We start from the raw sequence: 6,798 nt of genomic DNA, 5'->3' as shown, positions 1-6,798 counted from the left end.
GTTCAGCCTTTAGTGACAGTAATCTGCTGTCGGGCTGGATTAGTTATTTACGGGCTGAATACCGCGATTTACTAATCAACGAATCGCACTACTTCTATCTCTAATTGTTGCTTTGTTTCAGCTACTAATTCACTAACTACACTACGACGCAGCAGCCAAACACCAGCCGCTGCTAAGATTGGCAAAAAAGTCAATACAATTAGCAAAATGTTGAGTAGGGTTGTGCTGTGACCAAAGGCGCGGTCTACTTCAAATTGGACGTAATCGCGTATCTGTTTTTCTTGATGTAGTTTTTCCAGTTCCTCTCGCTGCTGAGTTGAAATTGTCGGATTGGGCGAGTCAGTTGGCTTTGGTTGGGCAGTAGCAACGCTGGTAGATAGTAAGACCAGTGACAACGCTAACCCGATCTGATTCTTGATTTTCATAAACCTTTCTTAAGTGTTAACACAGAATCTATAGTTATATACACAACTAAGTTACTGAATTCCATGTTTACACTACTTGAAAACTAAAGCTAAGACTTGCCCAATTATTCACATCTAAGATATATGAGTCGGCTGCTGTGCCGTTCATCTCCGTTTTGAGGGCGCTGGCGTTATGCAAGTCTTGTAGCAAGGCTTGTGCAACGTCTAAGGGATTCAACAATGGGCTAATCGGCCCTTGTTCGGCTGTGGAATAATTAGCAGGGTTCAAAGCAGCGAGAGTTTCGCTAAAGGGGGCAGTACTAAAAATCAGTTGTTGTTCGCAAAAGAAAGCTGGTCCTGAAATCACCCATTCGGAAGCGGCGTTAGTTTGGGGTAAGGTAAGGGTTTCACCTGGGGCGATGACGACTTGTTTGAGGAGGGGTTTGGTGTCCGCAGTGTTTGGTTCTTGGGGGGTTTCCCAAGGGTAGAAGGCAATTGCTGTATGATTATTGTTTAATCCCAGCAAGATTAAATATACTGGGCGATCGCTCTGGTTTTGCACTCGATATTGCATTCGACTACCAATAGGCACAATCGCAGTCGAGAGTGATTTTTTAATCGAAGTTTCAGTTTTGAAAGTTCGTACTGTTTCCCCCTGCATGACGACACCAGGCGATATGTCACTAATTATTTCTAAGGTTGCCTTGAGAGCCAAGCGCGAAGAACCTTGATTTTCTGTGAGTCGCCATAACTTGGCTGCTAGCAAGGTTGAGAATTTTGGCGCTAACCTTTGCACTGTTAATTTTACTGCTTCTCCTACTTCCCCCGTGGTATTGGAAATTAGCTCGCCACCAAGAGAAAATAGACCATAACGACTAGGCGTTTGCTGTAGTTTAGCAAATAGATAATCAGCGAGTTTTTCTCCTGCTACTACAGTGGACACACGGGAAAATGCGGCAAAGGCACTTGTGGCGTCTACCCGCTCAATTCTTTCCAGTCCAGTATCCAAAGCTATTGTTAAATTAATATTCCGGGGTAAAACCCTGACTGCTTCTTGGACGAGTTCCCCGACTTGTAGAGGAGTTGTACTATCAATTTTGGAAATTTGCGCTTTTGCTATTAACCCAGTCCGCGATCGCAATACTAATTGCTCTGTTGTTGCTAGGGTGAATCGAGAATTCACTCCGTAGTATCGCAGCACTTGTGGAGGTAATCCTGCCAACCACAGATGGACTGTTCTGCCGTCTTCTTCAATAGCTGTTACCGCGCCTTGGGCACCAATGATCCCGTCTGACAGTAGAGACGTTACATGTAACGTCTCTACATCTTGATTTTTCTGACTACTTAATAATGCTGGTTGCTGTTTATTACCTAATTTGTATAGAGAATTTTCCAGATGAGAGAAGCCGACTTGAATTGTGGTGGCTGGGGTGAATTCCCACAAATACTGCGTCAAGGCGTAGCTAAATAACCCGGCACTAAAACCAGAAAAGAGTCCTTCCCTCGCCGACTGCTTTGGATTTGAGGTAGCTGCTAAAACAATTGGAGTGCTGGGTAAATTTTGAGTTTTAAGTTGTTTGAGAAAGTCGAGTTCCTCTGCTGCTAGCTTTGCTACTGACTCCTGAAGGGCGCGAATTTTCAATCCTAAGACTGTGCTAGGAGCATAATAGCTAGTATCCAATACTGCTGTTACTCGGTCTGTGGGGAGCGATCGCAATAATAACAGTAGAGTTTCTTCTAATATATAGTTGACTATTTTGTCATCTTGTGGTTTTTTACTTACATTGGCTGCCACCAGAGCATTTTGGATTGTATCTGGGGATGTTTCCAATTTGACACGGCTACCATAGCCGCTAAAGTGAAATACAACCAGATCACCGGGTTTAGCTTGCTTGCCCAGGTGATCCCAAAAAGCCGCCTCAATGAATTCCCTGCTAGCTTGTTCCTCAGTCAAGGTTAAAATATCTGACCCTTGGAAACCAAAGCGATGAATCAAAAGTTCTCTTTGTAGTTCCACATCCGTCAGACAACCACTGAGGCCTGGAATTTTGGGGTATTGGTTGATACCTATTAACAATGCCAACTTGCGCGGACTGGGTTGTGCCAAAGCCTGATAATAGCGATTTCCCAAAGACAACCACTCAGCTTCAGTTACCCCCAATACCGCGAGTATTGAGCCAATTCTGTGTAAAAACGTGCGCCGTTTCATAATTAGCTATCAGCCCTCAGCCCATTAGCTAGCAGCTTACAGGGCTAAACTCTGTATTGTAAAGTTACAGTTTATGCTGTTTGCTTGTTGATCAAAGAGTGGGGACAAGGGGAGATGAGGGAGTAAGGCAGTGAGGGAGAAGAATTAATAACCAATCACTAATGACTAATGCCCAATGCCCTGTTTGCCCTGTTTGCCCAATACTTCGGCTTCGCTCAGTACAAGTGCCCAATGCCCTAAGCCGGTACTTGTATTCGCATTGCCCGCGCCAACTCTGCCGCCACCTCTGGACGAGAAAATTCTGGTGGAGGTAACTCACCGCGCCGCAGCATTTCCCGGACTTTTGTCCCCGATAAATGAATGCGTTCCTCTGGCTTACTGGGACTGGTTTTAGTCGTTGCCATCTGCTTAGTACGCAAGCAGTAGAAAGCGTGTTCAAATTTCATCGGCACAATGCCCAATTCACTTGGCTCAAACTCGTCAAAGATGTATTGAGCATCGTAAGTGCCGTAATAGTCGCCAACGCCGGCATGATCCCGTCCGACGATAAAGTGAGTACAGCCATAGTTTTTGCGGACTAAAGCATGGAAAATTGCCTCACGAGGCCCAGCATAACGCATTGCAGCTGGATTAATTGCCAAAATCACCCGGTCATCAGGGTAGTAGTGTTCCAGCAAAATTTCATAGCAGCGCATCCGCACGTCGGCGGCAATGTCATCATCTTTTGTAGCCCCTACCAATGGGTGCAAAAATAGTGCATCTACTGTTTCCAAGGCGCACTTTTGAATATATTCATGGGCGCGATGAATGGGGTTGCGAGTTTGGAAACCAACAATAGTTTTCCAGCCATTTTCTCGAAACATTTGCCGTGAGGCAGCCGGATCTATTTGGTAGGTGGGAAACTGGGGATGAGGTTCGCGTTGCAGTAGCCAAATATCACCAGCAAGATGTACATTACTTTGGTTATAGAGTACCTGCACGCCTGGATGATTGGCATCATCAGTGCGGTAGATATTAATGGCTTCGCGGGTTTTGTCGTAGTGGTATTTTTGCGTAAGTTGCAAAACCCCGATAAACCGACCGGCGGGGTTATCCAGACGGATCAAGTCGCCTTCTTTCAGGCGAGAAGCGACTTCTTCGCTGACTGATAGTGTAATCGGGATTGACCAGACAAGACCGTTAGCTAATCGCATTTCTGTAACAGTGCGATCGTAGTCTTCCTGGTTCATAAAACCCGTGAGCGGACTAAAAGCACCGATCGCAATCATTTCTAGATCAGAAACGGCGCGATCGTCAAGTTGCACTCGCGGCAAAAAGTCAGCTTTTGAGAGAAACTCTGCTCTTTGTTCTGGTGTGGCGATCCGGTTAACCAACTGTCCACCGTGGGGGGCTATGGCATCTGGATTGTGACTCAAGGTAATCCCCTCTTTGTATTAACTGTTATTGTTTCAGATTATGTACTAACTTATCAAATGCTGGTACTGAGAGAAAAATAGTTTGGGGAATGCAGGAAAATTTTGCAACTAGCCTGTAAGCGATCTGATTACGTTACGCTAAAGCTAATCTCGCCTCAAGTTTGAGAATAGTTCCTTTATAAGGAAAATGTTTATGACTGCTGTATCCCCCGTTGTTAAACCTGTTAGCCAAATGCGGCTAGCACCTGGTAGTACAGTGAATATCCAGGATATGAGTTGGCAGGAATTTGAGTCTATTTTGCAAGAACTGGGGGAAAAGCGATCGCTACGAGTTGCTTACAGCAAGTCTACGTTAGAAATTATGGTTCCTCTACCCGAACACGAAAAATCAAAGGACTTAATTTCGGATATTGTAAAAATCTTGCTGAAAATTGCAGGGAAAAGTTATGAACCCTTCGGTTCAACCACCTTCAAGCGGGAAAATACAGCAGGGGTAGAACCAGATGCTTGCTTCTATATCCAGAATTACCAAAGAATGATTGGTCGTCGCAAACTAGAACCAGATGATCCGCCTCCTGATTTGGCAATTGAAACAGATGTGACATCAAAAACAACTCTTGATGCTTACGAAGCGATCGCAGTTCCAGAACTATGGATTTACGATAGTAAAAAGCTGAGGATTTATTTACTCAGGGATGGACATTACATCGAATCTGATCACAGTCCTAACTTTCCAAATATCCCTCTAACTCAAATTATTGCCGCTACAGTTGAACAAGCTTGGCAAGTAGGAACCGTACAAGCTTTGAAAGAGTTTGAAGGGGCATTAGATAGAAGTAGTTTTTTATAGAGAGTACGTAGATTTAGTTCGACGCAGGTATCGCTTTTGCTCATTGAGTATGATATGGCAATAAATGGCATAAATTGCCATAAAATAATATTATGAAGGAAAAATTAGGGAAGTAGTGCAATGAATAGTATAAATATATCTCTCCCTGATGTAATGCGGACTTATATAGAAGAGAAAGTGGCAACTGGTGGTTATAGCAGCGTGAGTGAATATTTCTGCGAGTTAGTGCGCCAAGACCAAAAGCGTCAAGCGGCTGAACGTTTGGAAACGATGCTTATAGAAGGTTTAAATTCTGGGAATGGAACTGAGATGACTCCTGACGATTGGGAAGATATACGCCAAGCTGTGCGCGAAAGAATCGCCAAGCACAAAGGGTCAAACCAAGGTTAATGAGCGACGTAAGCAAACGACCGCAAGTCAATAATGTTTATGACAGGAATTAAAGAAAATTTAAAGCGAATTTGGGATTGCTTGGTAATAAAAGCACCTGAAATTACCTCATTACTTCAACCAGGATTAAAGCCTGAAGAAATTGATGACATAACAAAAGATTTACCTTTTAAATTACCAGAAGAAGTTTATGAAATTTATCAATGGCGAAATGGTTTGTTAAAAGGAGTTGATCTGTATGGTTGGAAATCTAGGGAATCATTTATTGATTTTAATTCTTTACAAGCTACAATCCAACATCTTAAAAAAATAATTATAGCTGGTCAGCCTATTTATTTTATAATAATTTTCTCCTTGGCGTATGAAAACGGAGGAGATTTTTTTAGTGTTCCTATTGGTCGAGAGATATCTTCTGTTATTATTTTGTATGATGATGATGACTTTCTTGAATCTGTTGATTATCAGAAAGAATTTGTACCCAAGTTAAAGAGCAATCTAATTGAAAGCGTAAACTCTTCAGCAGAATTCATTTTAAAAGATGATTTGTTTAAAATCCGAAAATATTACAAAAATCTGAGAAATTTTATTGCAGAAATAGCAGATTGTTGTGAACAAGGATTTAATAGGTTAGAAATAAATGAATATGGTTCTATTTCTGTTTATCTAAATAAAGAAAAGTGTAATTTGATTCATTACAGACATAGAGCTGCAAAGAAAAATATCTACTGTTTAACGTTAGAACAAGAAGGACAACTTTCTGAAAAAAAGCAAAGTTGGCTAGATGTAATCAATACCCCTCTAAACCATCAAAAAGCCGCTAAAATTATTCGAGAATTATATGCGTATGCAGGAGAAGAGATACCAGATATAGTTTTTGTACCTAGTTTTTACACTGCACATCTAGGAATACTAAAAAAATCTGATTTTTTAGAACAAATTCAAAACACTTATCTTGCTGAAAAGCTAAAATCTTTATATTGGGATTTGTTACTAATTCCTTTTGATTGTCTTTTGGCACAACCTGTAATTACTTCTGTTTTAACTTCTTTAAAATCTGAATTGTCTGATTCTTTAAACAATTTGATAGAAGATGATTTGAGACTTGAAATCACAGATTTTTTTCAAGATGAAGTCAGTCCTATTTTTCAAAAAGTAATTAAATTATTATATTCTGGAATTAAATATGACTTAAAAGATACTTTAGGAGATAATTTTATTGAAGTTAATCTTAGGTATAAGTATATTTTGGGTAATGAAGACTTTATTAGTTCAGCAGCACTATTTGAATTTGCTCATCTTTTAGGAGTGAAATTTGACGAGCAAAAGTTAAATTTGTTTATTTCCTACTGTCGAGAAATATGGTGTATTATTCCTTTTGATAAAACTATTATAGTTTGTGAAAAGCCTCAAATAACATGGCGAGAAAACTTTTACCCTAATAGCATACAACAACCCGATATCACTTTTCCAGATGGTTATAGCATTTAGAAATCGCCAAGTATAAAGGGTCAAACGCAAGGTTAATAAGTA

Annotated in this window: 6 protein-coding genes; 3 read left to right on the top strand and 3 right to left on the bottom strand. The window is 41.0% G+C overall.

Going from position 1 to position 6,798, the window contains the following annotated elements; translation table 11 throughout:
* Positions 1-71 precede the first annotated feature (71 nt).
* From V7K85_RS29370 to sat, 3 genes are all read right to left on the bottom strand, one after another.
* Positions 72-425: a hypothetical protein gene (locus V7K85_RS29370; RefSeq protein WP_334819094.1), complete on the bottom strand. Its 354-nt coding sequence runs from the start codon at positions 423-425 to the stop codon at positions 72-74.
* Between the two features lie 67 nt (positions 426-492).
* Positions 493-2,613 carry a caspase family protein gene (locus V7K85_RS29365; protein ID WP_334819092.1) on the bottom strand — a complete coding sequence of 707 codons (2,121 nt, stop codon included), beginning with the start codon at positions 2,611-2,613 and terminating at the stop codon, positions 493-495.
* 236 nt (positions 2,614-2,849) lie between these two features.
* Positions 2,850-4,028 (bottom strand): sulfate adenylyltransferase, encoded by a 1,179-nt coding sequence (gene sat / locus V7K85_RS29360; RefSeq protein WP_334819090.1) that lies wholly within the window; start codon positions 4,026-4,028, stop codon positions 2,850-2,852.
* Positions 4,029-4,221: 193 nt separating this feature from the next.
* On the opposite strand from sat, the gene V7K85_RS29355 reads away from it, so the two are divergent.
* The 3 genes from V7K85_RS29355 (at position 4,222) to V7K85_RS29345 (ending at position 6,756) form a co-directional block, all read left to right on the top strand.
* Complete coding sequence (locus V7K85_RS29355) at positions 4,222-4,878, top strand: Uma2 family endonuclease (protein WP_334819089.1); 657 nt, start codon at positions 4,222-4,224, stop codon at positions 4,876-4,878.
* 120 nt (positions 4,879-4,998) lie between these two features.
* Positions 4,999-5,268 carry a type II toxin-antitoxin system ParD family antitoxin gene (locus tag V7K85_RS29350; protein WP_334819087.1) on the top strand — a complete coding sequence of 90 codons (270 nt, stop codon included), beginning with the start codon at positions 4,999-5,001 and terminating at the stop codon, positions 5,266-5,268.
* A gap of 39 nt (positions 5,269-5,307) precedes the next feature.
* Positions 5,308-6,756, top strand: coding sequence for an SMI1/KNR4 family protein (locus V7K85_RS29345; protein ID WP_334819085.1), 1,449 nt, complete (start codon positions 5,308-5,310; stop codon positions 6,754-6,756).
* Positions 6,757-6,798 lie beyond the last annotated feature (42 nt).

The organism is Nostoc sp. (assembly GCF_036917615.1).
Taxonomy (GTDB): domain Bacteria; phylum Cyanobacteriota; class Cyanobacteriia; order Cyanobacteriales; family Nostocaceae; genus Nostoc.
The sequence above is the reverse complement of the archived record's forward strand: the minus strand, read 5'-3'. Positions and strand labels throughout refer to the sequence as shown.